21 protein-coding genes, 3 pseudogenes and 1 riboswitch are annotated in these 24,192 nt (G+C 71.1%); of the genes and pseudogenes, 12 read left to right on the top strand and 12 right to left on the bottom strand.

Annotation, left to right across the window (positions count from 1 at the left end):
• Nucleotides 1–15: 15 nt before the first annotated feature.
• The gene (locus ACFYZZ_RS38105; RefSeq protein WP_389186401.1) at nt 16–1,473 is read left to right on the top strand and encodes a DNA polymerase IV; all 1,458 of its coding nucleotides are present in this window, start codon (nt 16–18) and stop codon (nt 1,471–1,473) included.
• Here the strand turns inward: ACFYZZ_RS38105 and ACFYZZ_RS38100 are convergent.
• Nucleotides 1,395–1,766 (bottom strand): PRC-barrel domain-containing protein, encoded by a 372-nt coding sequence (locus ACFYZZ_RS38100; RefSeq protein WP_389186398.1) that lies wholly within the window; start codon nt 1,764–1,766, stop codon nt 1,395–1,397. The two genes, ACFYZZ_RS38105 and ACFYZZ_RS38100, sit on opposite strands and share 79 nt — an antisense overlap.
• Nucleotides 1,767–1,885: 119 nt before the next feature.
• A riboswitch (glycine riboswitch) is annotated at nt 1,886–1,980 on the top strand.
• A 172-nt stretch (nt 1,981–2,152) separates the two neighbouring features.
• Between ACFYZZ_RS38100 and gcvP the strand changes: the two genes are divergently transcribed.
• On the top strand, nt 2,153–5,038 hold the full coding sequence (gcvP, locus tag ACFYZZ_RS38095; protein ID WP_389186396.1) for an aminomethyl-transferring glycine dehydrogenase: 2,886 nt from the start codon (nt 2,153–2,155) through the stop codon (nt 5,036–5,038).
• A 51-nt stretch (nt 5,039–5,089) separates the two neighbouring features.
• Here the strand turns inward: gcvP and ACFYZZ_RS38090 are convergent, their stop codons facing one another.
• Genes ACFYZZ_RS38090 through modA form a run of 4 tightly spaced genes read right to left on the bottom strand, consistent with a single transcriptional unit; the run spans nt 5,090 to nt 8,369 of the window.
• Nucleotides 5,090–5,509: a molybdopterin-binding protein gene (locus ACFYZZ_RS38090; protein WP_389186393.1), complete on the bottom strand. Its 420-nt coding sequence runs from the start codon at nt 5,507–5,509 to the stop codon at nt 5,090–5,092.
• A gap of 28 nt (nt 5,510–5,537) precedes the next feature.
• Nucleotides 5,538–6,626, bottom strand: a complete 1,089-nt coding sequence (locus ACFYZZ_RS38085) for an ABC transporter ATP-binding protein (protein ID WP_389186455.1) — start codon at nt 6,624–6,626, stop codon at nt 5,538–5,540.
• A gap of 52 nt (nt 6,627–6,678) precedes the next feature.
• Nucleotides 6,679–7,545, bottom strand: a complete 867-nt coding sequence (modB, locus tag ACFYZZ_RS38080; protein ID WP_389186390.1) for a molybdate ABC transporter permease subunit — start codon at nt 7,543–7,545, stop codon at nt 6,679–6,681.
• The gene (gene modA / locus ACFYZZ_RS38075; protein WP_389186387.1) at nt 7,542–8,369 is read right to left on the bottom strand and encodes a molybdate ABC transporter substrate-binding protein; all 828 of its coding nucleotides are present in this window, start codon (nt 8,367–8,369) and stop codon (nt 7,542–7,544) included. Before modA ends, modB begins: the two co-directional genes overlap by 4 nt.
• A gap of 205 nt (nt 8,370–8,574) precedes the next feature.
• Here modA and ACFYZZ_RS38070 point away from each other — a divergent pair, with 205 nt between their 5' ends.
• Nucleotides 8,575–9,063, top strand: coding sequence for a molybdopterin-dependent oxidoreductase (locus ACFYZZ_RS38070; protein ID WP_389186384.1), 489 nt, complete (start codon nt 8,575–8,577; stop codon nt 9,061–9,063).
• Here the strand turns inward: ACFYZZ_RS38070 and ACFYZZ_RS38065 are convergent.
• Nucleotides 8,978–9,511, bottom strand: a pseudogene (locus ACFYZZ_RS38065) (molybdopterin cofactor-binding domain-containing protein); the annotation flags it as partial. The gene ACFYZZ_RS38070 and the pseudogene ACFYZZ_RS38065 sit on opposite strands and share 86 nt — an antisense overlap.
• A 61-nt stretch (nt 9,512–9,572) precedes the next feature.
• On the opposite strand from ACFYZZ_RS38065, the gene ACFYZZ_RS38060 reads away from it, so the two are divergent.
• Both ACFYZZ_RS38060 and ACFYZZ_RS38055 read left to right on the top strand, forming a co-directional pair.
• Nucleotides 9,573–9,812 carry a hypothetical protein gene (locus ACFYZZ_RS38060; RefSeq protein WP_389186380.1) on the top strand — a complete coding sequence of 80 codons (240 nt, stop codon included), beginning with the start codon at nt 9,573–9,575 and terminating at the stop codon, nt 9,810–9,812.
• Nucleotides 9,799–10,104: a PucR family transcriptional regulator gene (locus tag ACFYZZ_RS38055; protein ID WP_389186377.1), complete on the top strand. Its 306-nt coding sequence runs from the start codon at nt 9,799–9,801 to the stop codon at nt 10,102–10,104. Before ACFYZZ_RS38060 ends, ACFYZZ_RS38055 begins: the two co-directional genes overlap by 14 nt.
• Before the next feature lie 7 nt (nt 10,105–10,111).
• On the opposite strand, the gene ACFYZZ_RS38050 is transcribed toward ACFYZZ_RS38055, so the two are convergent.
• Entirely contained in the window at nt 10,112–10,507 is a 396-nt protein-coding gene (locus ACFYZZ_RS38050) for a molybdopterin-binding protein (RefSeq protein WP_389186375.1), read from the bottom strand.
• A 128-nt stretch (nt 10,508–10,635) separates the two neighbouring features.
• Between ACFYZZ_RS38050 and ACFYZZ_RS38045 the strand changes: the two genes are divergently transcribed.
• Complete coding sequence (locus ACFYZZ_RS38045) at nt 10,636–11,232, top strand: DUF1707 domain-containing protein (protein WP_389186373.1); 597 nt, start codon at nt 10,636–10,638, stop codon at nt 11,230–11,232.
• Nucleotides 11,233–11,324: 92 nt separating this feature from the next.
• Here the strand turns inward: ACFYZZ_RS38045 and ACFYZZ_RS38040 are convergent, their stop codons facing one another.
• From ACFYZZ_RS38040 to ACFYZZ_RS38030, 3 genes are all read right to left on the bottom strand, one after another.
• The gene (locus ACFYZZ_RS38040) at nt 11,325–13,274 is read right to left on the bottom strand and encodes an amino acid transporter (protein ID WP_389186371.1); all 1,950 of its coding nucleotides are present in this window, start codon (nt 13,272–13,274) and stop codon (nt 11,325–11,327) included.
• 340 nt (nt 13,275–13,614) lie between these two features.
• Complete coding sequence (locus ACFYZZ_RS38035; protein WP_389186369.1) at nt 13,615–14,172, bottom strand: hypothetical protein; 558 nt, start codon at nt 14,170–14,172, stop codon at nt 13,615–13,617.
• A gap of 116 nt (nt 14,173–14,288) precedes the next feature.
• Entirely contained in the window at nt 14,289–14,819 is a 531-nt protein-coding gene (locus ACFYZZ_RS38030; RefSeq protein ID WP_389186366.1) for a universal stress protein, read from the bottom strand.
• 368 nt (nt 14,820–15,187) lie between these two features.
• Between ACFYZZ_RS38030 and ACFYZZ_RS38025 the strand changes: the two are divergent.
• From ACFYZZ_RS38025 to ACFYZZ_RS38005, 5 genes and pseudogenes are all read left to right on the top strand, one after another.
• A pseudogene (locus ACFYZZ_RS38025) lies at nt 15,188–15,700 on the top strand (diaminopimelate decarboxylase family protein); the annotation flags it as partial.
• Nucleotides 15,701–15,900: 200 nt separating this feature from the next.
• A pseudogene (locus tag ACFYZZ_RS38020) lies at nt 15,901–17,357 on the top strand (glycoside hydrolase family 43 protein).
• A gap of 208 nt (nt 17,358–17,565) precedes the next feature.
• Nucleotides 17,566–18,861: an extracellular solute-binding protein gene (locus tag ACFYZZ_RS38015; protein WP_389186364.1), complete on the top strand. Its 1,296-nt coding sequence runs from the start codon at nt 17,566–17,568 to the stop codon at nt 18,859–18,861.
• A 6-nt stretch (nt 18,862–18,867) separates the two neighbouring features.
• Nucleotides 18,868–19,863, top strand: coding sequence for a carbohydrate ABC transporter permease (locus ACFYZZ_RS38010; RefSeq protein WP_389186361.1), 996 nt, complete (start codon nt 18,868–18,870; stop codon nt 19,861–19,863).
• A gap of 35 nt (nt 19,864–19,898) precedes the next feature.
• Nucleotides 19,899–20,687: a carbohydrate ABC transporter permease gene (locus ACFYZZ_RS38005; protein ID WP_389186452.1), complete on the top strand. Its 789-nt coding sequence runs from the start codon at nt 19,899–19,901 to the stop codon at nt 20,685–20,687.
• Nucleotides 20,688–20,937: 250 nt separating this feature from the next.
• Here the strand turns inward: ACFYZZ_RS38005 and ACFYZZ_RS38000 are convergent, their stop codons facing one another.
• Nucleotides 20,938–21,144 carry a DUF5999 family protein gene (locus ACFYZZ_RS38000; RefSeq protein WP_041665012.1) on the bottom strand — a complete coding sequence of 69 codons (207 nt, stop codon included), beginning with the start codon at nt 21,142–21,144 and terminating at the stop codon, nt 20,938–20,940.
• Between the two features lie 365 nt (nt 21,145–21,509).
• Nucleotides 21,510–22,094, bottom strand: a complete 585-nt coding sequence (locus ACFYZZ_RS37995) for a hypothetical protein (protein ID WP_389186358.1) — start codon at nt 22,092–22,094, stop codon at nt 21,510–21,512.
• A gap of 569 nt (nt 22,095–22,663) precedes the next feature.
• On the opposite strand from ACFYZZ_RS37995, the gene ACFYZZ_RS37990 reads away from it, so the two are divergent.
• A complete protein-coding gene (locus tag ACFYZZ_RS37990) occupies nt 22,664–24,181 on the top strand; it encodes a glutamate--cysteine ligase (protein WP_389186356.1) in 1,518 nt (505 codons plus the stop codon).
• The last annotated feature ends 11 nt before the right edge of the window (nt 24,182–24,192 follow it).

Below are 24,192 nucleotides of genomic sequence, written 5' to 3'. Positions count from 1 at the left end.
TGCAGCATCGGAGATGTGAGAAACGCGCCCACGATCCTGCATCTCGACATGGATGCCTTCTTCGCCTCGGTGGAGCAGGCATCCAAGCCGAGCCTGCGCGGGAAGGCCGTCGTCGTGGGCGGACTCGGACCGCGCGGGGTGGTGGCGACCGCGTCGTACGAGGCCCGGGTCTTCGGGGTCCACTCGGCGATGCCGATGGCCCAGGCGCGCAGGCTGGCGCCGAACGCCGCGTACCTCGTGCCGCGCTTCGCCCTGTACAAGTCGGTCAGCGAGCAGGTGATGGCGTTGCTGCGGGCGCTGTCGCCGCTGGTGGAGCCGCTGAGCCTGGACGAGGCGTTCGTCGATCTGGAGGCCGCGGGAGCGGCCTGGGACGAGGCGTCGGCGCGGCTGGCGGGGGCGAAGCTGCGCGCGGACATCCGGACGGTCACGGGGCTGACCGGGTCGGTGGGGCTGGCCGCCTCCAAGATGCTCGCGAAGATCGCCTCGGAGCAGGCCAAGCCCGACGGACTCGTGCTGATCGAGCCAGGGACCGAGCGGGCGCTGCTGGGCCCCATGTCGGTGCGGACGCTGCCCGGGGTCGGGCCGGCGACCGGGGACCATCTGCGGCGGGCCGGGATCACCACCGTCGAGGAGCTGGCCGAGGCGGGGGAGGACGAACTCGTACGGCTGGTCGGCAAGGCGCACGGGCACGCGCTGTACGCCATGGCGCTGGCGCACGACGACCGGCCCGTGGTGGCCGAGCGCGAGACCAAGTCGGTGTCGGTCGAGGACACCTATGACGTGGACATCCATGACCGGCTGCGGGTCGGGATCGAGGTGCAGCGGCTCGCCGACCGGTGCGTGGGGCGGCTGCGCGGGGCCGGGCTGTCCGGGCGGACCATCGTGCTGAAGGTGCGGCGGTACGACTTCTCGACCCTGACCCGCTCCGAGACGCTCCGTGGGCCCACCGACGATCCGGCGGTGATCCGCGAGGCGGCCGCGCGGCTGCTGGAGTCCGTGGACACCACGGGCGGGGTACGGCTGCTGGGCGTGGGCGTCTCGGGGCTCGCCGACTACACCCAGGAGGATCTGTTCGCGCAAGCCGCGGCGGGCGAGCGGGACGCCGCCGCGGCCGTGGAGACGTCGGAGGAGGTCGTGCCCGACGCCGTGGAGGAGCGCCCGGAGCCCGCCGAGCGGCAGTGGCGGGCCGGGTACGACGTGCGGCACGCCGAGTACGGGCACGGCTGGGTGCAGGGCAGTGGCCTCGGGCGGGTCACGGTGCGCTTCGAGACACCGCAGTCCGAGCCGGGGCGGGTCCGTACGTTCTTTGTCGACGATCCCGCGCTGGAGTCGGCCGAGCCGTTGCCGTTGGTCGTGGAAACCGACGTGGCTCACCGGCCCGTCCCGGCCGAGGATCAGACTTCCTCCGTGCCCGCCAGCTTGCCGAAGTCGTGGTCCGGTACCGAAGGAGGTGCGGCCGCGTCGAGGCCGTAGTGGTGGTAGAGCTGGAGTTCCTGTTCGGGGGAGAGGTGGCGGCCCACGCCGAAGTCGGGGGCGTCCTTGATGAGCGCGCGGTCGAAGGGGACCCGAAGGGCGCCCTCCACCAGTTCGCTGGGCTCCAGGGGGACGAAGGCGTCCCGGGAGAACAGACCGGTGCGTATGGCCGCCCACTCCGGCACGCCCGTGGCGTCGTCGAGGTACACCTCGTCGATGGTGCCGATCTTGGCGCCATTGCGGTCGAACGCCTTGCGGCCGATCAGGTTGCGCGGATCGATGTCGGTCTGCACGGGCCCTCTCCCTCCACTTGGTCGCAACTCATCCGTAAGCACTACAAAAGAGCACATTCAAGGAGGCGGCCACTCGAGGGCCCGGGCGTTGACCTCGCTGGTACGCTGACAGCGGCTGCTGACCCCGTGCGGGAGAGTCCTCCGACCACGTCGGAGGCGCCGAAGGAGCAAATCCTCCCCGGAATCTCTCAGGCTCACGTACCGCACGGACGAGGTCACTCTGGAAAGCAGGGCGAGTGTCGACGGCTCCCGCCCTCACCGACGGTGAAAGCCGGGACCCTCGGGTGCCCGGTGAAGCTCTCAGGTTTTGATGACAGAGGGGGAGGCCGTCGGGGCAACCGCCGTGGTGCCCCTCGAAGGTCGCGTCAGACCAGGAGGCCTCCGCAATGACCGCCCATCGCACTCCGCTCTCCGAGCTCGAAGCGGGCATCCCCTTCGAGCAGCGCCACATCGGGCCCGACCAGGAGGCGCGGGCCAAGATGCTCGCGCACGTCGGTTACGGCTCGCTCGACGAGCTGACCGCCGCCGCGGTGCCGGATGTGATCAAGAACGCCGACGCGCTCGATCTGCCGGGTGCCCGTACAGAGGCCGAGGTGCTCGCCGAGCTCCGCTCGCTCGCCGACCGTAACCAGGTGCTCGGCTCGATGATCGGGCTCGGGTACTACGGGACGTTCACCCCGCCGGTCATCCTGCGCAACGTCATGGAGAACCCGGCCTGGTACACGGCCTACACGCCGTACCAGCCGGAGATCTCGCAGGGCCGCCTGGAGGCGCTGCTGAACTTCCAGACGATGGTCGCCGACCTGACCGGCCTGCCGACCTCCGGCGCCTCTCTCCTGGACGAGGGCACGGCCGCCGCCGAGGCGATGGCGCTGTCCCGGCGCATGGGCAAGAACAAGAAGGGCCTGTTCCTGGTCGATGCGGACGCGCTGCCCCAGACCATCGCCGTCATCGAGACGCGTGCCGAGCCGACCGGTGTCGAGGTCGTCGTCGCCGACCTGAGCGACGGCATCCCGGCCGATGTCGCCGCTCGCGAGATCAACGGCGTGCTGATCCAGTACCCGGGCGCCTCCGGTGCCGTACGCGACATCAAGCCGGTCATCGACCAGGCGCACGAGCTGGGCGCCCTCGTCACCGTCTCCGCCGACCTGCTGGCCCTCACCCTGCTGACCTCTCCGGGCGAGCTGGGCGCCGACATCGCCGTCGGCACCACCCAGCGCTTCGGTGTGCCGATGGGTTTCGGCGGGCCGCACGCGGGCTACATGGCGGTGCACGAGAAGTTCGCGCGCAGCCTGCCCGGCCGTCTGGTCGGCGTCTCCGTCGACGCCGACGGGAACAAGGCGTACCGCCTCGCGCTGCAGACCCGTGAGCAGCACATCCGCCGCGAGAAGGCCACGAGCAACATCTGCACCGCGCAGGTGCTTCTCGCCGTGATGGCCGGCATGTACGCCGTCTACCACGGCCCCGAGGGGCTGCGTGCCATCGCCCGCCGCACCCACCGCTACGCCACGATCCTCGCCGAGGGCCTGAAGGCCGGCGGTGTCGAGATCGTCCACGGCGCCTACTTCGACACCCTCACCGCGCGCGTGCCCGGCAAGGCCGCCGAGGTGGCCGCCGCCGCCCTGGAGAACGGGGTCAACCTGCGTCTCGTGGACGCCGACCACGTCTCCCTCGCCTGCGACGAGACCAGCAACCGGGCCCAGCTGGCCGCCGTCTGGTCCGCCTTCGGCGTCGAGGGCGACATCGAGGCGCTGGACGTGACGGCTGCGGACACCCTGCCCCAGGCCCTGCTGCGATCCGACGACTTCCTGACGCACCCGGTCTTCCACGAGCACCGCTCCGAGACCGCCATGCTGCGCTACCTGCGCAAGCTGGCCGACCGCGACTACGCGCTCGACCGCGGCATGATCCCGCTGGGCTCCTGCACCATGAAGCTCAACGCGACCACCGAGATGGAGCCGGTCACCTGGCCCGAGTTCGGCCAGCTGCACCCCTTCGCGCCCGCCGAGCAGGCCGAGGGCTACCTCACGCTCATCCGGGAGCTGGAGGAGCGTCTCGCCGAGGTCACCGGCTACGACAAGGTCTCGCTCCAGCCGAACGCCGGTTCGCAGGGCGAGCTGGCCGGTCTGCTGGCCGTGCGCGGTTACCACCGGGCCAACGGCGACGAGCAGCGCACGATCTGTCTGATCCCGTCCTCCGCGCACGGCACCAACGCCGCCAGCGCCGTGATGGCCGGCATGAAGGTCGTCGTCGTGAAGACCGCCGAGGACGGCGAGATCGACGTCGAGGACCTGCGGTCCAAGATCGAGCAGTACCGCGACGAGCTGGCGGTCCTGATGATCACCTACCCATCCACGCACGGTGTGTTCGAGGAGCATGTCGCCGACATCTGCGCCCAGGTGCACGAGGCCGGCGGCCAGGTCTACGTCGACGGCGCCAACCTCAACGCCCTGGTCGGCCTCGCCAAGCCGGGCCACTTCGGCGGCGACGTCTCGCACCTGAACCTGCACAAGACCTTCTGCATCCCGCACGGTGGCGGCGGCCCCGGCGTCGGCCCGGTCGCGGTCCGCTCGCACCTGGCACCGCACCTGCCCAACCACCCGCTGCAGCCGGCGGCCGGCCCGGAGACGGGCGTCGGCCCGATCTCTGCGGCGCCCTGGGGCAGCGCGGGCATCCTGCCGATCTCGTGGGCGTACGTCCGCCTGATGGGCGGCGAGGGCCTCAAGCGCGCCACCCAGGTGGCCGTACTCTCCGCGAACTACGTCGCCAAGCGCCTGGAGCCGCACTACCCGGTGCTCTACACCGGCCCCGGCAACCTGGTCGCGCACGAGTGCATCATCGACCTGCGCCCGCTGACCAAGGCGACCGGCGTGAGCGTGGACGACGTGGCCAAGCGCCTGATCGACTACGGCTTCCACGCGCCGACCATGTCCTTCCCGGTGGCGGGCACGCTGATGATCGAGCCGACCGAGTCCGAGGACCTGGCCGAGCTGGACCGGTTCTGCGACGCGATGATCGCCATCCGCGCGGAGATCGAGAAGGTCGGCTCCGGCGAGTGGCCCGCCGAGGACAACCCGCTGGCGAACGCCCCGCACACCGCGGCCGCGCTCGGCGGCGAGTGGACGCACGCCTACAGCCGCGAGGACGCCGTCTTCCCGGCCGGTGTCTCGGCCGCCGACAAGTACTGGCCGCCGGTGCGCCGGATCGACCAGGCCTTCGGTGACCGCAACCTGGTCTGCTCCTGCCCGCCGCTGGACGCGTACGAGGACTGAGCGATCCCCTGGTGAGAGCCCCGCCCCTGTCCGGGTGGGGCTCTGCCGTCCTCACACCGAGGCCAGCGCCACCTCGGTCGCCTTGATCAGGGCGATCACATCGGAACCGACGAAGAGGCCGAGGTCTTCGACCGCGTCCTTGGTGATCACGGCCGTGAGTTCGCCGCCGGGCACCGAGACCTTCACGGAGGCCACGGCTCCGCCGAGGGCGATCTGGACGATCGCGCCGGGGAGCTGGTTGCGGATCGACAGGCCTTCGAACCGGCCCGTGGCGAGTGAGATCTCCGTCGACTTCACCAGTGAGAGGACGCGGGAGTCCGGGGCGAGGCCGAGTTGCTTCACGGCCTCCAGCGTGATGGCCGCCATGAGCTCCTGCCCGCCGTCCAGGCGGATCTTGACCGTGGCCATGACCTCGCCGGGATGGACCTCGGTGACGGTGCCGGGGAGCTGGTTGCGGATGCTCAGTGTCATGGGCACCCACAGTAGGGCGCGCGCCCGTTCAGGCAGGGTATGCGTGCGTCTGCGTCGCTTTGACCGTCGCCCAGACAGCTGCGCCGGGATGCAGGTCCAGCTCGGCCGCGGCGACCGTGGTGAGGTCGGCGGCGAGGGGGAGTTCGCCGGTGAGGTCGGCGCGGATCTGGTCGCCGTGGGTCTCCAGACCGGCGACCTCGCAGCGCCACAGGTTGCGGGCGCTGGCGCCGGTCGGCCGGTCCCGGAAGAGGGTGACGGCGACCGGCGGGAACGCCACGAAGACCGGCCCGGACAGCACCTCCGTGGTCGTGATCGAGGGACCCGCGTCGAGCCGTACCGTGTGCCCCTCGGCCCGCCCCCGGTAGAGGTTGAGGCCGACCAGCTGCGCGATGTAGTCGGTGCGCGGATGGCGGGCGATGTCGGCCGGGGTGCCCTCCTGGACGACCCGGCCGTGCTCGACGACCACCAGCCGGTCCGCGAGCACCATGGCGTCCAGCGGATCGTGCGTGACGAGGACGGCGACCGCCTCGAACTCGGCCAGGTGACGGCGGAGCTGGGCGCGGACCTCCAGGCGGGTACGGGCGTCCAGGGCCGCCAGCGGCTCGTCCAGGAGCAGCAGCCGGGGCCGGGTGGCCAGGGCGCGGGCCAGCGCGACGCGCTGGGCCTGGCCGCCGGAGAGCCTGCGGGGCTTGGCGCCGGCGTGGTCGGCGAGGCCCATGCGGTCCAGCCATGCCGCGGCCTGGGCCCGCGCCTCGGCCTTGGAGACGCCCTGGCAGCGCGGTCCGAAGGCCACGTTGTCCAGGGCGGACAGGTGCGGGAAGAGCAGGTAGTCCTGGAAGACGACGCCGACTGGGCGGGACTCGGGCGGAGTGCCGCCCAGGGAGGTGCCGTCCAGTCGCAGATGGCCGTCGGCGAGCGGGACCAGACCGGCGAGGGCGCGCAGGGCGGTGGTCTTGCCGGCGCCGTTCGGGCCCAGCAGCGCGACGACGTCCCCGGGGGCGGCGGTCAGTGCCACGTCGAGCCGGAAGGAGCCCCGCTCGACGACGAGCCGGGCGTCGAGCCCCTGCTCGCCCACCACCTCGAGGCCGGCCTTGTCGGGGGCGTCGATGTCGGTCATGAAGAGGGCGTCCTTCGTCGGCACACGCACAGCGTCGTCTCCCATCCTCCCGTCACCTCCCGGTCCCCGTCAGCCAGCGGTCCCGCAGCCCCGCAAGGACCGCGACGGACACGGCCAGCAGCACCAGGCTGAGGGCGATGGCCGCCTCGGGGTCGTTCTGCAGGGCGAGGTAGACCGCGAGGGGCATGGTCTGGGTGCGGCCGGGGAAGTTGCCCGCGAAGGTGATCGTCGCGCCGAACTCGCCGAGCGCGCGGGCCCAGGCCAGTACCGCGCCCGCGGCGATGCCGGGGGCGATCAGCGGCAGGGTGACCCGGCGGAATGCGGTGAAGCGGGACGCGCCGAGCGTGGTGGCCGCCTCCTCGAAGCGCGGGTCGGCGGCCCGCAGGGTGCCCTCGACGCTGATGACCAGGAACGGCATCGCGACGAACGCCTCCGCGATCACGACGCCGGTGGTGGTGAACGGGAGGGTGATCCCGAACCAGGAGTCGAGCCACTTGCCGATGACGCCGTTGCGGCCCAGGGCGAGCAGCAGGGCCACACCGCCGACCACCGGCGGAAGCACCAGCGGGAGGGTCACCAGGGCGCGGACGAGACCGCGGCCCGGGAACTCCGTACGGGCCAGCAGCCAGGCCAGCGGCACCCCCAGCACCAGGCTCACGGCCGTCGCCGCCGTCGCGGTGACCAGGGACAGCTGGAGCGCCTGCCACACCTCTGCGCTGGTCAGCTGCTGCGGCAGGCTCCGCCAGGGAGCCCGTACGAGCAGCGCGATCAGCGGCAGCAGCAGGAACGCCAGGGCCACCACGCCCGGCACCAGCAGCGGCAACGGCACCCCGCGTCGGCCCCCCGTGCCGACGCGGCGGCGCCGCGGCCCACCCGTGCGGGGGTCGGCCGCGGCGCCGGGCTTGTCGAGCGAGGTCACGGCTTGAGGAACCCGGCCTGGCTCAGGACCTGCTGGCCCTCGGCGGACTGCACCAGCTCGATGAACGCCTTGGCCGCGGCGGCGTTGTCGGCGTTCTTCAGCAGGGCGATCGGGTAGTCGTTGATGGCCTTGGCGGACTCGGGGAACTCCACGCCCTCGACCTTGTCACCCGCGGCTTTCACATCCGTCTTGTACACGACGGCCGCGTCGGCCTCCTTCAGCTCGACCTTCGTCAGGGCGGCCTTGACGTCCTGCTCGTAGGAGACCGGGGTCAGCTTCAGCTTGCCGGCGTCCAGGGCCTTCTGCGCGGCGGCGCCGCACGGCACGGTCTTGTCGCACAGGACGACCTTCACACCGGACTTGGTGAGGTCCTTCAGCGAGGCCACCTTGTCGGGGTTGCCCGGCAGGGTGGCGATCTCCAGCTGGTTGCGGACGAAGGTGGCCGGGGTGCCGACCGCGTCCTGCTTGTCCGTCACGATCGCCATGGTCTTGGGGCTGGCGGCGGCGAAGACGTCCGCCGGGGCGCCACTGGTGATGCTCGCGGCGAGGGTGTCGCTGCCGCCGAAGTTGAAGCTCACGGTGGTGCCGGGGTGGGCCTTCTCGAACGCCTTGCCCAGGGCCGTGAAGCTCTCCTTGAGGGAGGCGGCCGCGAACACGGTGACCTTCCCGGAGAGCTTCGGGGAGGCGGAGGACGACGAGTCCGACGCCTTCGACTTGGCCGACGAGTCGTCGGACGAGGAGGAGCAGGCGCTCAGTGCCATCAGGGCAGCGGCTCCCGCACCGGCCAGCTGCAGCATCCGGGTCCGGCGGACGGAACGGGTCATCACGGATCTACTCCTCGGGTCCTGTGGAACAACGGTCGCGCCCTGGCACAGCCGGTCGATCGGCCATGCGGCGATGATACTGCCGCATCTGCCAGGTGTACGTCTCTTGTCGCATCGCATGAGCTGCCAAGTTGTGACTTGAGGCTGGCATGTGCGTTTGTACGGTGCTCAGCCTGGGGTACGGTCCTGCGGGAGGTGGTCGCAGATGTTGCTCGCCGAACTCGCCCTGACCGGCGATCTCGTACGACCGGCCCGGCTGACCGTGCCGGACCTGCTCGGCTGGCCGCAGCACGTGGCGGACGTCAGCTTCGAGTGCGCCACCAGCGGCATCCAGCACCACCGGTTCGCCGGTCCGCGCCTGTACGACGTGCTCGCCGACGCCGGACCCGGCTTCGACCCGGCCCGGCGCAAGGACCGGCTGCGCTTCCTCATCGCCGTCACCGGCACCGACGGCCACCACGCCCTGCTGTCCTGGGCCGAGATCGACCCCGACTTCGCCCACGCCCCCGTGCTGCTCGCCGTCACCATCGACGGCAGCCCGCTGGACGCGCCAGGCCCCCAGCTGGTGCTGCCGCAGGACCGCTGCGGGGCCCGGCACATCAGCGGGATCAGGGCGATCCGGGTGGACGGGGGCTACGGCTTCGACGGTCCGGTGCCGGCCACACCCGGTCGCGCGTCGGCGGCAGCTCCGTGAACCGCTCGCCGGTCGCGTCCCGTACGGCGTTGACCAGGGCGGGGGCGACCGGGTTGAACGGGCTCCCGCTCATCGACTGGGCGCCCAGCGGCCCGATGGCGTCGGCCGTCTCCATGAAGTGCACCTCGGTGCGCGGCACATCGGCGAACTGGGGGAGCCGGTAGCGGCGGAAGGCGGCCGTGTCCACCGCGCCCCGCTCGCCCAGCCGCACCTGCCCGAAGAGCGTGGCGCCGAGCGCCTGGGCGACCCCGCCCTCGACCTGGCCCCTGCCCTGCATCGGGCTCATCACCTTGCCGGTGTCGGCCGCGTGCACACTGCGCAGGATGCGGATCTCCCCGGCGCCGGGGTCGACCGCGACCCGGAACCAGTGCGCGTTGAAGGCGACCGAACGGGGGGTGCCGCCGAAGTGCCCGTCGGCTGCGAGGTCCAGGCCGACCGCGCGGGCGGCGGCGTGCACCTACGACCGCCGGCTCCTCTACCTGACCGACCCCGACAGCGCGCCACCGCGCATGCTGCAGGAGACCGCCGCAGCCCTGAGCCACTGTCAGGAGGCCGCAGCCCGGCGCCGGTCGGCCGAGCGCCGGTCCGCGGACGACCTGGGCACCCTGCTCGCGGCGCCGGCGCCGCAAGCCTCGGCGGTGGAGGCGGCGCTACGGCGGTGCGGGGTGCCCGAGGCGGGGCCGTACCGGGTGGTCGTCGCGGACGCGGGGGCGCGGCGGCCGGGCGCTGGCGGAGGTGGCGCTGGCTGAGGCGGCTCGGCATGTTCGGGCGGAGAGTGTGCCGGCCGAGGTGCGCGCCGCCTACAGCCATGCGGCCCTCGGTCCGCTGCTGGAGTCCGACCGCACGGCCACCGCCGTACTGCTGAGCATGCTGGAGACGTTCCTCGCCTGCGACGGGTCCTGGGCGCGTACGGCCAAGGCGCTGCATCTGCACGTCAACACCGTGCACTACCGGATCCAGCGCATCGCGCACTTCGCCGGACGGGACCTGTCCCTGCTGAGCGACCGGCTCGACGTGTGGGCGGCGCTCGTGTGCCGGTGAGGGGGTCTCAGACGCGGTCGATGTGCACGTTCGTGGACTTCACACGCGCGGTGGCCTCCATGCCGACCTCCAGGCCCAGTTCCTCCACGGCCTCCCGGGTCAGCAGGGAGACCAGGCGGTGCGGGCCCGCCTGGATCTCCACCTGGGCGGCGACGTCGCCGAGCTTGATGGCGGTGACGATGCCCGGGAAGGCGTTGCGGACCGAGGTGTAGGAGGCGTCCTCCTCACCGCCGCCCGCCCTGGCCAGCTCGACCGAGAACGCGGCGAGATCCTTGCCGTCGATGAGCCGTCGCCCGGCCTCGTCGCGATGGGTGGCCACCCGGCCGGCGTCGGCCCAGCGGCGGGCGGTGTCGGGGCTCACGCCGAGCAGCCGTGCGGCCTGGCCGATCGTGTAGGACTGCATGCCGGTCACGATAGGGCCATGACGTGGGAACCGTGGACGTGGGGTTGGCCGTTGGGTATAACGCGATATAGCGTTTGTGTGTGACAGTGGTCAGTCCCCTGTAGGGGCGTCTGAATCGGGGTGAGGGTATGTCGGCCGAGCTGGTGCCCACGGATGTGCCGTCCGGGTTGCGGGCCTCGCACGCGGACCGGGACCGTGTGGTGGACGTCCTGACGGCTGCCGCGGGGGACGGCAGGCTCACCGCCGAGGAGCACGACGAGCGGGTGGGGGCGGCCCTGTCGGCGCGCACGCTCGGGGAGTTGGCGGAGCTGACGGGCGATCTGCCGGATGCGCCCGGGGCGGCGCCGGTCAAGGACGTCGTCCGCATCGAGCAGCAGTTCTCGTCGGCCACGCGCGGCGACGGATGGTCGGTGCCGCGCCGGATGGAGATCGACTCGGAGTGGGGCGACGTGACCGTCGACTTCACCCGGGCGGAGATCACTCACGACACCCTCCGCATCGACCTGGACCTGCGCGGCGGCACCCTGCGGCTGATCACCCGGCCCGGCGTCGTCGTGGACACCGACTCCCTGGTGATCGACTACGGCACGGCCAAGGTGCGGCCGGCCGGGCAGCCCGGGACACCGGTCGTGCTGCGCGTGGAGATACACGGGCGGCTGAGCATGGGCCGGCTGGAGGCGCGGCCGCCGCGGCGGCTGTTCGGCAGGAAGACGGCGACGGCCTGAGGCGCGTGCCGTCTGCCCGGCCCGGTACGACTGCCGTCTCCCTGACCAAAGGGACCTGGACCTGAGGGACCTGACGCGACCGCGGGTGTGCCTCAGCCGGTGTGGACGCGCGGGCGTCGGGCACGGTCCGGTTCCGCCTCGCGCAGCACCTCACGGGTGACCGGAGCGACCTCGCCCTGCCCGAAGAGGAAGAAGCGCAGGAAGTTGGCGAACGGGTTGCCCTCGGTCCACTCGAAGTAGATGTGCGGGGTGCAGCCCGTCATGTCCCGGACGTGGAGGAGCATCGCGGCGAGGGCGTTGGGGATGGAGGAGGACTCCAGGGTCAGGATGCGGTAGCGGTTGTGCAGGACCTCGCCACGCACGGTCAGACCCGCCTCGAACTCGGAGGGGTCGGTGACCGTGACCTCCACGAAGACGAAGTCCTCCTGCTCGGGCATCTCGTTGTCGGCCCGGATCTGCTCGATCTTGTCGCGGTACTCGGCCTTGTCGCGCCGGTCGGGCTCGTTGGCGATGAACCGGATCTTGCGGCTGGCCATGTCCCGTACGAATCGTTCCGCCATCGGGTCCATGGACACGTGCGTCACGCGCAGCTCGAAGGCCCGGGCCAGCCGGGACAGCAGCGAGACCAGGATGATGCCGACGATGAAGCAGGCACCGATCTTCACACCGTCCGGGCGCTCGACGACGTTCGCAACGGTCACATAGAGGAGGACGGCCGAGACGATCGCGAAGCCGATGGTCCAGCCGCGCTGCGCGGCCCTGCGGGCGGCGATGGTCACCGCGATCGCCGCGGAGGACATCAGGACCAGCACGCCGGTGGCGTAGGCGCCGCCCTGTGCGTCGACGTCGGCGTCGAAGATCCAGGTCACCAGGAAGGCGACCAAGGTGAAGACGATCACCATCGGGCGCACCGCCCGGGCCCAGTGCGGGGCCATGCCGTAACGGGGCAGGTAGCGCGGCATCAGGTTCAGCAGGCCAGCCATGGCGGAGGCGCCGGCGAACCACAGGATGGCGATGGTCGAGATGTCGTAGACCGTGCCGAAGGCCCCGCCCAGGTACTCGTGCGCGAGGTAGGCCAGCGCGCGGCCGTTGGCCTGGCCGCCGGGCTTGAACTCGTCCGCCGGGATGAGCAGCGTGGTGATGAAGCTGGTGGCGATCAGGAAGACGCTCATGATCAGCGCCGCGGTGGTCAGCAGCTTCTTGGTGTCCCGGATCCGGCCGACCGGACGCTCCTCGGTGTCGTCCTCGTCGCCCTGGACGTGCGGCATGACGGCGACACCGGTCTCGAACCCGGACAGGCCGAGGGCGAGCTTCGGGAAGACCAGCAGGGACACGCCGATCATGACGAAGACGTTGCCGTGCTCCGCGGTCAGGGCGCTGGTCCAATCGGTGACCACGTGTCCGGCGGTGAGCACGTGCCACATTCCCACGACCACGACCACGGCGTTCAGGCCGAGATAGACCACCACCAGGGCGACCGCGACGCCGATCGCCTCCAGGAAGCCCTTGAGGAACACCGCGCCCAGCAGGGCAACCAGCAGCAGGGTGATCAGCATCTGCTGCCCGTGCAGCGTGCTCGTCAGGTGCGGGTTCTCGATGAGGTGCGTGGAGGCGTCCGCGGCGGACAGGGTGATGGTGATCAGGAAGTCGGTGGCCGCGAAGCCCAGCAGGGTCAGGACGAAGAGCTTGCCCTTCCAGAAGGACAGCAGTCGCTCCAGCATGGCGATGGAGCCTTCGCCGTGGGGGCTCTCCTCTGCGACCCGGCGGTACACCGGAAGTGCACCCGCCAGGGTGACTATGACGAGCACGATGGTCGCGATGGGCGACAGCAGACCGGCCGCGAGGGCCGCGATACCCGGCTGGTAGCCGAGGGTCGAGAAGTAGTCGACACCGGTCAGGCACATGACCCGGTACCAGCGCTGACCCTTGTGTGCGGGCTCCGGCTGGGCTTCGGGGCGGGCGTGCCCCTTGCCCATGTCGGACAGCCCCTCCAGCATCCAGGTGCGCAGGCGACTGGGAGGAGGGTGCTCGGTCGTGGCCATCGGCGTGCTCCTGGTGTGCGGCTCAGCTGATTCCGGCCATCACGCGGACGGCGGCACCAGCGTAAGCAGAGAGTGACGCCTGGGCCCACGGATCCGGGGCCTGGGGGCGTCAATCTTGCGTTAAGAAAGACCCGACGGGAGGAGGTGACACATCAAGAAATGGAGGCCCGCAGGCCGACGGCACGCGTTGCACCGTATGGGGGAGGGGCGGCCGTGAACTCCTGGTCGGACACCCAGCGTCATCTCGTACGACACACTCCATGCTGCCCGGCGGACAGCGGAAGCGCAGCCGCAACGAGCGGGCGTACCTGCGGTGGGCCGGCACCCCTCGACGCCTCGGCTACTCCAGACCCGACGCCCTGAACACCGTCAGTGCCGTCTCCCGGTCGATGCGTTCGGCCAGCTGGTGCAGGGCCGTCGTGCCGGAGCGGAGGGTGCCGGAGGTCTCCGAGGTGTGGGCCGCCTCGGTCAGGCGGAGCCAGAGGTCGGGATTGCGCAGGAGCACCGCGGGGTCGATCTCGACGCGGGCGCCGAGGGTGTCGCGCAGGACCAGGCGCTTCGCGACGCCGTCCAGCGGGCGTACCGCGACCAGCCGGTCGGTGCGGACCCGGCGGGTGCGCAGCAGACGGCGGGAGGCCAGCCAGCCCTCGCCGGCCGAGACGCGGGCGGGGAAGAGGACGAGGAACAGGAGCAGGGCCAGGGAGATCCACAGGGCCGAGCGCCACCAGGTGAGGGTGCCGGCCGCCAGGTCGACGAGCAGCAGCATGCCCAGCAGTACGGCCGCGCAGCGGGCCGAGCTGTACAGGTCCGAGGTCCACTGGCGGTCGTACACCACGGCACCGGTGCCGTGCGGGTGCGGGACCGTCACCTCGGAGCGGGTGTCGTCGCGGTGCTCCATGAGTTCGACGGTAGGGAGCGGAGAGCCTGGTGGGGCAGGGCCGTGCCGGATGTTGACGGGACCCTGACGGCCCGGCGGTGTGTCCTGACGCGCCCATTGACGCGTGCGCAGCGCCCTCACAGGCCCCGGGTGTCCATGCGCAGATGCCAGGCGTTGCGGCGGTGGACGGACACCAGGTCGGACTCCAGCGGCGACGGCGGTACCGCGAGGACCGGGCAGTCGGCGTGTGCGAGGCAGTGCCGGGTGACGCGGCCCGAGAAGGCGCGCTGCAGGCCGCGCCGGCCGGCGCCCACGACCAGTACGTCGTCGTCGCGGTCGGCGGTCGCCACCAGCGCCCTGCCCGGAGCGCCACGGACGATCACGGCGTGCATCGGCACCCCCGGCCCGTCCTCCCCGAAGATCTCCTCGAGCACGGAGGCCAGCCGTTGCTTGGCCAGCCGCTGCCACTCCTCGACCAGCAGACCGGCGGCGGGGGAGCGGCGCGCGGCGGGATCGCCGCCGGGCGGCTCCCAGGCCAGCACCGGCCAAAGCTCCGCACCCAGTCGCCGGGCCAGCGCCGCGGCCCGGCGCAGGGCCGTGACGCTGCCCAGGGAACCGCTCACCCCGACCACCACGCGGGCGGCCGCCGAGGCGTCGTAACCGGACATGGCTCCACCGTTCCTCACGCATGCCCGCGGGTAACCCCCGCGGGTGGGCCCGCGTACAGGGCTTCTCCTCCATCCCACTCCCGTACAGGCGATTCGACCAGCCGACGGGAGCAATTTCTGGCAGGTTCCTGACGGCTCCGGCACGTCCGGTGACCGCGTCCGTCAGCAACCCGTCAGTGTCGGCCCGTTCGCCGTCAGCGTCGCGTCATGAGGGATCGGATCACCGGCCCGGCCGGGCATAGCGTCGGGGCAGCCCCGGTCCGCCTCCCCGCGTCCGGGGCGCTCAAGGCCACCACGTTCCTCCCAGGAGGCACCCCATGCCCGAACTCGTCTGCGGCGACGACCCGGAGCCTTCCGAACGCACCCCGGCCGTCCTGGCCCGCCGGGTCCGCGCCGAACTCGCCGCGTCCTGCGCGGCGGCCGGCCTGCCGGTGCCCCGTCCGATCATCGAACCCGGCCGGGCGATCGCCGGCCCGGCGGGCATCGCCGTCCACCACGTCCTCGCCGTCAAACGCACCGGCGACCACACCTTCGTGGCGGTCGACGGCGGCATGAGCGACAACCCGCGGCCCGCCCTGTACGGCGTCCGCTACGCACCCCGGCTGATCGGGCGGCCCGCCACGGCGCCCCTGACCCCGGTGACCGTCGTGGGCCGGCGCTGCGAGGCCGGTGATGTCCCCGCCGAGGCCGAACTCCCCACCGACGTACGCCCCGGCGACCTGCTCGCCGTACCCGCGGCCGACGCCTACCAGCTGTCCATGGCCTCCGCCTACAACCTGGTCGGCCGCCCGCCCGTGGTCGCCGTACCCGCCGGCCGGGCCCGCCTGCTGGTCCGCCGCGAGTCGCTCGCCGACCTGCGCAGCCGCGACGTGGGCGTCTGAGACCACCGCGTCCGACATCTGACGCCGGCTCGTCCGACGGCACAGTGCCGCGCACCGGACTCCCGGGCGGGCCGGTCCTCCCTCCCTCGCCGGCCGGCCCGCCCGGGCCTTGCAGTTGCTCCGTCCGCCTGAGCCCCACTGTAGGGTCCCAGTAAGAATCGCCGCCAGGTCCGAAACTTTCGATCACCTGTGAGGCGTACATGCGGACGTACGACAACCCCGTCCTCCCCGGTTTCCATCCCGACCCGAGCGTGTGCCGCGTGGGGGACGACTACTACCTGGTGTGCTCCAGCTTCGAGTACTTCCCCGGTCTTCCGCTGTTCCACAGCCGGGACCTGGTGCACTGGCGTCAGATCGGCAACGTCCTCGACCGGCCCGGGCAGTTGGTGGTGCCCGACGACGTGCCGGCCTCCGGCGGTGTCTATGCGCCGACCATCCGGCACCACGACGGCCTCTTCCACGTCGTCACCACCTGCGTCGGCGCCGGCGGAACCTTCCTCGTCACCGCCGAACGCCCCGAGGGCCCCTGCTCGGACCCGGTCTGGATCGACCTGCCCGGCAACGACCCCGACCTCGCCTGGGACGAGGACGGGGAGTGCTGGTGCGCGATGGCCGGGGTCACCGTGGCTCGCATCGATCCGCAGACCGGGAAGGTGCTCGAAGGGCCGCTGCCGATGTGGTCCGGCACCGGTCTGCGGGACCCCGAGGCGAGGCGCCGCACCTGTACCGGATAGGCGACTGGTGGTACCTGCTGCTCGCCGTGGGCGGCACCGCGCTCGGCCACGGCGTCTCGGCCGCCCGCGCCCGCTCCCCGCGCGGCCCCTGGGAACGGGCGCCCGGCAATCCGCTGCTGTCCCACCGCGGCACCGGCCTGCCCGTCCAGTGCACCGGCCACGCCGACCTGGTCCAAGCGGCCGACGGCAGTTGGTGGATGGTGCTGCTTGGCACCCGGCCGCGCGGCTGCTTCCCGGAGTTCCACGTCCTGGGCCGGGAGACCTTCCTGGTGCCGGTGGAGTGGGTGGACGGCTGGCCCCGGATGGGGCCGGTGCGGGAACGGCATCCGGCACCGGCCGCCTGGGCGCCCCTTCAACCGCCGCCCGTCCGGGACGACTTGACCGAACGGACCCTCGCACCGCACTGGATCTCCCCGCGCCGCCGGCCCGACGGCTGCTGGTCCCTGACCGAGCGGCCCGGCCGGCTGACTCTGACGGCCACCGGAGACAGCCTCGACCGGCCTGGACACACCTTCGTCGGCCGCCGCCAGCGGCACCCCGACTGCCGGGCCGCCGTCCTGCTCGACCCCGGACCGGCGTCGCGCTCGGGGCTGTCCGTCCGGCTGGACGAGGCCCATCACTACGACCTCGAAGTGGGCGGAGGCGAAGTCGCCGTGGTCGTACGGATCGGGCCGGTGCGGCAGCGGATCGCCGCCCGACCGGTGCCCGCGGGCCCGGTCACCCTGGCCCTGGACATCCGCGCGACCCGGGCGCCCACACTGATGAGCGGACCCGACAGCATCGCTTTCTCGATCGAAACTTCCGAGGGGATCGTTCGACTGGCCGAACTCGACGGCCGCTATATCTCCACCGAGGTGGCCCGTGGCTTCACCGGAGGTGTCCTCGGCATGTACGTCACCGAGGGGAGCGCGGCCTTCGGCTGATTCGACTACGAGTCCGCGACCTGCTGCACGACATCTTGACGCTCTCAACGCGCCTTCCTAGAGTCGCGGTTCGGAACGTTCGGGAATCTGAGCGAATGTTTCGGCCCACCCGGGATGCGGTGAACGATCCGGCGGCATGCGGTGGGCCCCGCTTCCTCTTGTCGGGAACCTCTCCGAAGCAACTCCGAAAGTTTCGAAGGAGCGCATGATGGGCGACCCTGCACTGTCCCGCCGCGGCTTCCTGGCGGCCTCCGTCGCCGCCGGTCTCGGTGTGACCGCACTCAGCGGCTGCGGCGGCGACTCGGACGGAGGGTCGTCCTCGGGGACGACCACGATCGAGTGGTGGAACATCTCGACCACCGAGCCCACCAAGACCGTCTGGGCCGGCCTCGCCAAGAAGTTCGAGGCCCAGAACCCCAAGGTCAAGGTGAAGATCGTCCAGCTGGAGAACGACGCCTACAAGTCGAAGATGACGGCACTGACCGCCTCCGGGAAGCTGCCGGACATCTTCCACACCTGGGGCGGCGGCGTGCTGAAGCAGCAGGTCGACGCCGGCCTGGTCGAGGACCTCAGCGACCGCACCAAGCCATGGGCCGACGGACTCCTGCCGGTGGCCCGGCAGCCGTACCTCCTCGACGACAAGCTGTACGGCATCCCGTTCGACATCGGCATGATCGGCTTCTGGTACAACAAGGCGCTCTTCAAGCAGGCCGGCATCAGCGCGCCCCCGACCACCTGGAGCGGCTTCCTCGACGCCGTACGCAAGCTGAAGGCCAAGGGCATCACCCCCCTCGCCCTCGCCGGCAAGGAGAAGTGGCCCGGCATGTACTACTGGGCCTACCTGGCGATGCGCACCGCCGGCGTCGACGCCCTGCAGAAGGCCGACGACGCCAAGGATTTCACCGGGTCCGGGTTCGTCGAGGCCGGGCAGCACCTCAAGGACCTGGTCCAGCTCCAGCCGTTCCAGAAGGGGTTCCTCGGGGCGGCCTACTCCACGCCCACCGGGCAGGCCGCCGCCGTCGGCAACGGCAAGGCGGCCATGGAACTCATGGGCCAGTGGGCCCCGGTCGTTGAGGCCGACGCGGGCAAGGGCCTCGGCCCGAACCTCGGCTTCTTCCCGTTCCCCGAGGTCGAGGGCGGGAAGGGCGCCATCACCGAGGTGTTCGGCGGTGGCGGCGGGCACGCTCTGCGCAAGGGTGCCCCGCAGGCGGCCGTCGACTTCCTGAAGTTCTTCGCCTCGGCCACCACGGACACCGAACTGGTCAAGAAGACCGGCACCCTTCCGGTGGTCCCGGGCGCCGAGAGCGCCATCTCCGACCCCAACATCAAGGCCGTACAGGCGCAGTTGAAGGGCGCCACCGGCTTCCAGCTCTACGTCGACCAGGCGTACGCCCCCGCCGTCGGCCAGGAGGTCAACGACAGCGTCGCCGCGCTCATCGCCGGCTCCAAGTCCCCCGAGCAGGTCACGCAGTCGATCACCAAGACCGCGAAGGAAGAGCAGTAGCCCGCGATGACCTCCACCTTCCTCCCGGACAAGCGGTCGGGTCCCGACGTCGCCCCGCCCCCGGCCGTCGCCTCGGCCCGGGGGCGGGCACGGCGGCGCACCCTGAACTGGCTCACCGCGGTCGGCTTCCAGGTCCCCGCGCTGGTGCTGTTCATCGTGCTGGTGCTGCTGCCCATGCTGTTCGCGCTGTACGCCGCCTTCTTCCGCTGGGGCGGCTTCGGCATGCCCTCCGACTACACGGGCACGGACAACTTCACCCGGCTCTTCCAGGACCCGGTCTTCCTGGGCGACCTGTGGCGCTGCCTGGTCCTGGTCGTCCTGTCCCTCGTCCTGCAGCTGCCGTTCGCGCTCGCCATGGCCGTGGCTCTCAACCAGCGGCTGCGCGGGCGGGCCGTGTACCGGATGCTGTTCTTCGCGCCGTACGTCCTGTCCGAGGCCATCACCGGCGTGCTGTTCAGCATGGTCTTCGCCCCGGACGACGGCCTCGCCGACCATGTCCTCGGCAGCATCGGCCTGGACGGACTGGGCGGTGAGTGGTTCGCCGATCCCTCGTACGTCATGGCTACCCTGTTCCTGGTCATGACCTGGAAGTACTTCGGCTTCCACATGATGCTCTACCTGGCCGGACTCCAGGCCGTTCCGGCCGAGTTGACCGAGGCGGCACTGATCGACGGCGCGGGCCCCTGGCAGCGCTTTCGCAACGTCACCCTGCCGCTGCTCGCGCCCACCCTGCGCATCAGCGTCTTCCTGTCCGTCATCGGGTCCATCCAGCTGTTCGACCTGGTGTGGGTGGTCACCCAGGGCGGCCCCGACCACCACTCCGAGACGATGGCCGTGACCATGTTCCAGTTCGGCTTCAAGCGCTACCAGGTCGGCTACGCCAGCGCGATCAGCGTGGTCATGTTCGGCATCTGCCTCGTCTTCGCCCTCGCCTACCAGCGGTTCGTGCTCCGCCGCGACCTCGAAGGGGCCACCACGACGATGAGGGGAGACGGCTCGTGACCCGGAAGAGCGCACGCACCCTGCCGCTGCACCTGATGCTCGTGGCCGTCGGCGCGGTGATGGTCGTACCCCTGGTGTACGCCGTCCTCTCCGGCTTCAAGTCCACCGACGAGCTGTCCGGCAACCCGTTCGGACTGCCCGAGCACTGGCTGACCGGGAACTACAGCGGCATCCTCGGCTCGGGCGACTTCTGGCGGCTGGTCGGCAACAGCACGCTGATCGCGGTGGGCACGACCGTGCTCGTGGTGGCCGTGTCCGCGCTCGCGGCCTTCTCCTTCGCCCGGTTCGCCTTTCGCGGGCGGGAGGTGCTGTTCACCGTGTTCACGATGGGGCTGATGTTCCCCTTCGCGGTGGCCGCCCTGCCGCTGTTCCTGCTGCTGCGCCATCTGGACCTGCTGGACAACCCGCTGGGCGTGATCCTTCCGCAGGCCGCCTTCGGACTGCCGATGACGATCATCATCCTGCGCGGCTTCTTCCGGGACATCCCCGGCGAGTTGGAGGAGGCGGCCACCCTCGACGGCTGCAGCTCCTTCGGGTTCTTCTGGCGGGTGCTGCTGCCCATGGCGCGGCCCGCGCTCGGCACCGTCTCCGTCCTCGCCGTCGTCAGCAGCTGGAACAACTTCTTCCTGCCGCTGCTGGTGTTCACCGACTCCAAGTGGTGGACCCTGCCCATCGGCGTCCAGCAGTTCCAGGGCCAGTACTCCTCGGACTACGCCCGCGTCTTCGCCTACCTCGTGCTCGCGATGGTCCCCGCCCTCGCCTTCTACTCGGTCGCCGAGCGCCAGCTCGTCGGCGGCCTCACCGCAGGGGCCACCAAGGGCTGATCACGCCGGCCGAGCACACCCTTCGAGAGACAGGTCGCACCATGCCCAAGAACAGTACGGCTATCCCACCACCCTGGAGGACAACCTCCGCCGCTTCTCCCGCCTCGACCTAGACAGGGAGGCGCTGCGGCAGTGCTCGGCTACGGACCGTAGCCACCCCCGGACACACGTCGGGGCCGGTGCGCACCGTGAGCGTGCGGCCGGCCCCTTGGGGGCACCGGGCGGTGCGGCGGACCGCCCGGGGTGCTGCTCAGGCGGCGGTCATCACCTGTTCCGCACCGAGCGGGCGGTGCGGGGCGATGACACGGCCGTCGGGCAGCAGCTCACCGGTGTCCTCGAAGAGCAGGACGCCGTTGCACAGCAGGCTCCACCCCTGCTCCGGGTGGTGCGCCACGAGGCGGGCGGACTCCCGGTCGGCGGACTCGGCTGGCGGACACGGTGGCTGGTGCTGGCACATGGGTGGGATCTCTCGCTCGGTCTTGGTCATCTTCGTCCCCCGTGGTGATAGTCGGTCGGAACCCAGTGTTGCCCTCTGGGCGTCATTCCGCAGGGATTTCGCAGCACCGCTTCTCACAGGTTCATGACGCGTCACCCACGTGGACGGTTCATTCCAACTGCACTGTCCCTTTGGGTGGTTCGGGGTGGCCGGTTAGGACTAGTCCGGACGCAAGAGAGCCTTTTCCGGCTCGTTGGAGCAGGTATTTGCTCGTACGAGCGCATTCTATTCCCGTGGGGCGCCGCAGCCCCGGAAAAGTATTCACATCCCGGCAAAAACAGTCGTACCCCGCTTCCCTTCCGGGCGGCGGGGTACGCGGGCGTCGTTCAGGCGGGTGAGCCGAGCAGCGGGACGGGAGTCGCCCGATGGGTCAGCACCGGCAGCAGCTCGGCGACCCGGCAGGGCCGGTGCGCCGAGATGCCGGGCGGCGCCGGGGCCAGCGGTATCAGCAGGTCGGTGGCGGCCGGATGACCCTCGGCGGCCTCGGCGGCGACCTCGCCGTGCAGCCACAGGGTGAGCATGTACAGGCCGGGCACGGACAGCAGACGCGGCTGGTACGGCTGCGGCAGCGCCTCGGCCTGCTGCAGGGCTCGCTCGGTGGAGACGATGTAGGGGCCCTCGAAGAAGTGCGAGAAGGCCCAGCCGTCCGGGGTGAGCATGGTGTCGGCCGCGGCCACCGAGCGGTCGCCGCAACGTATCAGGAAGCGCCACCCAGCCAGCCGGGTCGCGGACAGCCCCTGCGCGGTGATCCGGTCCAACACGTGCACGGGAAGAGGCAGTTCGGGCGTCGCGGGACCCTGCGCGGCACGCAGGGAGGGAGTTCGGGCCTCACGGACCGCGGTGGGGGAACCGAGGGCCGTGAGGACGGAGCGCAGGGCGGGCGCGGGTGCAAGGGGGACATGCAGCGGCATGGTGGGTCGCCTCTCGTTCGACAGGCGCGGCGGCGCGAGGGAGGGTGGGGCGGACGGCGCTGTCTGCTCACAGGTGGCCTGAGAGGTGGGGGCCCGGATCGGTGAACGAGGGTGCGGCTGAGGCCTGCCGCCCGTCACTTCGGCGGCAGGAATCACGACGGGAACCGGGACCGCGGGCACCAACCTTAGGCCTTGTTCGCAAGGTTATACGACACGTGTTCAGACGATGTTTCGTCTACCGGATTCCAGTTGGCCCGGCAAGGGGTCATTCAGCCGATGGTTCGCGTAAATCATCCCGATTTCCGGTGCGGGATGGCGCTGCTGACCTCGGAATACACCGCGATCGCGGTCGGCCGAATGTCGTCGGCGTTTTTCACGAGGCGGGCTGGGAACCCGAAGATGCGTACTGCGGCATGCCCCGTGAATGTGCCGCGGGGAACATTCGACAGAGTAGCGGGCCTCGGGTCCGCACGGGACGTTATCGATCGCTTCGGCTGGGCATCATCCCACCTGACCCGGGACCCCGGCGGCCGGATCTGCGGCCCGCCCATCCGAGGAGGGACACTTCGATGGGGGAGAAGGTCGTGGCGGGGCAGTTCGACCTGTCCGATCGCCAGCGCTACCGCGAAAAGCTCCAAAAGTGTCTGGCGGGACTGGAGCGGCTGCTGGTCGAGAAGCGGTTCGACCGCCCGAAGAACCTCATGGGTGTGGAGATCGAGTTGAATCTCGCCGGCCCCGACGGCATGCCGAAAATGCTGAACGGGCAGGTGCTGGAGCGCATCGCGAGCCGCGATTTCCAAACAGAACTCGCCAGGTTCAACCTGGAGGTGAACATCGCCCCGCACCGGTTGGGCGGCCGCGTATTCGACCGGCTCGCCGAGGAACTGCGCACCTCCCTGGCGTATGCCGACCGGAAGGCCGGTGAGGTGGACGCCGGAATCGTGATGATCGGCATTCTGCCCACGCTCGAGCCCGACGACGTGGTCTCCGCCAACCTCTCCGAGGCGGATCGTTACACCCTGCTCAACGACCAGATCGTGGCCGCCCGCGGCGAGGACTTCGTCCTCGACATCGAGGGGGTGGAGCACCTGACCCGCACCTCCAAGTCCATCGCCCCCGAGGCCGCGTGCACCTCCGTGCAGCTGCACCTCCAGGTCACCCCGGCCCGCTTCGCCGACGTGTGGAACGCGGCGCAGGTGGCGTCGGCCGCGCAGATCGCCGTCGGCGCCAACTCGCCCTTCCTGTTCGGACACGAGCTGTGGCGCGAGTCCCGGGTGCCGCTGTTCCTGCAGGCCACCGACACCCGCCCGCCGGAACTCCAGGCCCAGGGGGTGCGGCCGCGCATCTGGTTCGGCGAACGCTGGATCTCCTCCGTGTACGACCTGTTCGAGGAGAACCTGCGCTTCTTTCCGCCCCTGCTGCCGATCTGCGACGCCGAGGAGCCGCTGGAGGTCCTGGACGCCGGCGGCGTACCCCGGCTCGCCGAACTCGTCCTGCACAACGGCACGATCTACCGCTGGAACCGGCCCGTCTACGACATCGCGAACGGCGTGCCGCACCTGCGCGTGGAGAACCGGGTGCTGCCGGCCGGGCCGACCGTCACCGACGTGATCGCCAACGCGGCCTTCTACTACGGCCTGGTGCGCGCCCTCGCCGAGGAGTCCCGGCCGATGTGGACCCGGATTCCCTTCGCGGTGGCCGAGGCCAACTTCGACGCGGCGTGCCGGTACGGCATCGACGCGCGCTTCGTGTGGCCGCGGCGGGGACGCTACGGCGGCACCGGCGAGGTGGACGCGGTCACCCTGGTCCGCGACGAGCTGCTGCCGCTGGCCGCGGCGGGACTGGACGCGTGGGGCCTGGAAGCAGCCGACCGGGACCTCTACCTGGGCGTCATCGAGGAGCGGTGCCGGCGCCGGGTCAACGGGGCGTCCTGGCAGGCGGCCACCTTCCACCGGGCCCTGGAACAGGGACTCGGCCGTGAGGCGGCCCTCGCCGCGACGACCCGGCGCTATGCCGACCTGATGCACGCGGGGGAGCCGGTGCACACCTGGCCCGTCGGGTTGCCCGAGCCGGTGCCGCTCGGCTGAGCGCCCTCGGT

The sequence above is a fragment of the Streptomyces sp. NPDC001816 genome (genome assembly GCF_042892235.1).
Classification (GTDB): Bacteria; Actinomycetota; Actinomycetes; order Streptomycetales; family Streptomycetaceae; genus Streptomyces.
The sequence above is the reverse complement of the archived record's forward strand: the minus strand, read 5'-3'. Positions and strand labels throughout refer to the sequence as shown.